Origin of the sequence: Pseudarthrobacter oxydans (assembly GCF_030812335.1) — a bacterium.
Classification (GTDB): domain Bacteria; phylum Actinomycetota; class Actinomycetes; order Actinomycetales; family Micrococcaceae; genus Arthrobacter; species Arthrobacter oxydans_B.
The window spans coordinates 1-1889 of the sequence record NZ_JAUSSN010000027.1 but is presented as its reverse complement, the minus strand read 5'-3'; the positions used below and the strand labels follow the sequence as shown (position 1 = coordinate 1889).

3 protein-coding genes are annotated in these 1889 nt (G+C 70.1%); all 3 read right to left on the bottom strand.

What is annotated here, in order from left to right; genetic code table 11:
* Nucleotides 1–105: 105 nt before the first annotated feature.
* Nucleotides 106–309, bottom strand: coding sequence for a hypothetical protein (locus J2W14_RS21165; protein WP_307466211.1), 204 nt, complete (start codon nt 307–309; stop codon nt 106–108).
* On the bottom strand, nt 306–647 hold the full coding sequence (locus J2W14_RS21160; RefSeq protein WP_307466210.1) for a hypothetical protein: 342 nt from the start codon (nt 645–647) through the stop codon (nt 306–308). The genes J2W14_RS21165 and J2W14_RS21160 overlap by 4 nt, the downstream gene beginning before the upstream one ends.
* Nucleotides 644–1889 (bottom strand): glycosyltransferase (locus J2W14_RS21155; RefSeq protein ID WP_307466207.1); only part of this gene is annotated, 1246 nt, incomplete at its 5' end. The genes J2W14_RS21155 and J2W14_RS21160, both read right to left, overlap by 4 nt.

Genomic DNA, 1889 nt, shown 5'->3' with positions numbered 1-1889 from the left:
CCTCGCGGTGTAGGAACTCGGGCAGCATGCTGCCGGGGCGCCGGGGGTCCTCGTCTGATATACCCAGGTGGAGGTCGCTGAGGAGCCACCACCGCGCCGCGCGGTTCATGCGAGCAGTCCCAGCACGCGTGGAAGGAAGAGGAGCAGGTACATCGTCCACATCACGGCGACGACGCCGCGGCTCACCGTTCGGCCGAGGAGCTTCGGGCGTGTGGGCTGCCCGGTGTCTGCTCCGGCGCGTCGGACTTCGAGCGCGACAAGGGTGACGAGGAGGGCGGCAGCCGCGAGCAGTCCCGCCAGATCGATCATGATGCGGCCTCCTGCCGTGCGCGTGCCAGGCACGCGAGGATGGTGATGACGCCCATCGTGACGACGCACGCCTGCCACGACCACACCGCGAGGTAGAACATCGCCGTGGACACCGCCGTGAGCGTGGCGAGGCCGAGCGCCAGGACGAGCAGCGCGCCGAGCGCGGGGTCGGTCACCTGTGTGAGTCGGACCAGTGCCTGCCCCGGGAACAGGACCAGAACGGCTATCGCGGCGACCGTCTGCAGGGGTGTCGGCACCCCGGCGAGCGTCACCAGCGACAGCGCGACGGCCGCGAGACCGAGCACCACGGTGGTCCGGCTCACGCCGCCGCCGCTCATGGCGTCACCCGGTACACGCGTGCGTCGACGTTGCTGAACGCGAGCTCCACGCCGCCCTGCGCGCTCAGCCATTCCTCCAGCTCGGCGAAGCCGCGCGCGCTGCTGCCCTGAAGCACCAGACTCGCCTCCGAGGAGCGCGTGAACAACACGACGGCACCGGAAGGGCTGTGTCGGGCGAAGTCGTAAACGAGTGGGCCGCACGTCGCCGTCGACAGGTCCGACCGGCACATGTCGTCGATCGTCCGGGCCCGGTGTTCGAGGTAGGCCTCGCTGCGCCACGGCGTCGGGTGGGCAGCGGAGATGATCGTCGAACCGGGGGGCGCGAGACGCTGCACGGCGGCGACGGCGGCGATCTCATCGTCGGTGAAGACGTCATACTGGGCGTTCCCGAACCGGCCCGTCACGGTCAGCACGGCCAACAGGAAGCAGGTGAGCGCCAGGGCCCCCGCGGCGCGGAAGGAGGGGCGGGTTCTGCCGTCTGCGGGAAGCAGGACCGAGCACGCCTGTATGGCGATGAAGGGCAGCGCGAACAGCGAGACGCGGATAAGCATTTCCCCGCCGTACAACTGCGCGGGGAAGAGCAGCAGCGGGGTGACAGCCAGGAGGACCACCCGGATGTCGAGACGTCCCCTGCGCCAGTCGCGCACCGCCCCCGCCGCGGCAAGCGCCCACAGCACCAGGGTGAGAACGATCCTGACCTGCACCACGAGCACGTGCCCGGCGGTCCCGCTCAGGCGGTCGATGACGTTCGCCTCGGCCGCGCCCAGCAGTCCTGCGTCCGCCAGCGGCGGGTTCCCGATGAGGTAAGCACTCGCAGGGTAGACGAGCCAGAGCGTCAGCACGACGACGGTGATCAGGGGCAGCCGGCTGGGCCAGACACGCCCGCTCAAGGTGAGCGCGGTGATGGCGATGATCACCATGAACGGCGTCAGCTGATGACTCGCACAGATGACCGTAACGAGCAACAGGGCCACCACGAGGGCGCTCACCCGCTGCCCCGGCCGGGGCTCGGCGGGCGACCGTCCACGCCACCACGCCGCCAGCTCGGCACGTCGGTAGCCGCGGAGCGCGGGGGCCCGCGCGGCCAACGGGCCAACGAGCAGCGCGACCACAACGAGATACAGAAAAAAGCCGAACGCCTGGGGAGACAGGTAGTCCTGGTCCTGCCAGCTGCCGAGGCAGAAGACCCAGAGCACGAGCCAGCGCCGCCGCGGATCCCGCGTCAGGTAACCCGTCAACACG

Excerpts from the sequence above, each read along its gene's own strand:
- J2W14_RS21165 (WP_307466211.1), bottom strand. The coding sequence starts at position 309 with ATGATCGATCTGGCGGGACTGCTCGCGGCTGCCGCCCTCCTCGTCACC.
- J2W14_RS21160 (WP_307466210.1), bottom strand. The coding sequence starts at position 647 with ATGAGCGGCGGCGGCGTGAGCCGGACCACCGTGGTGCTCGGTCTCGCG.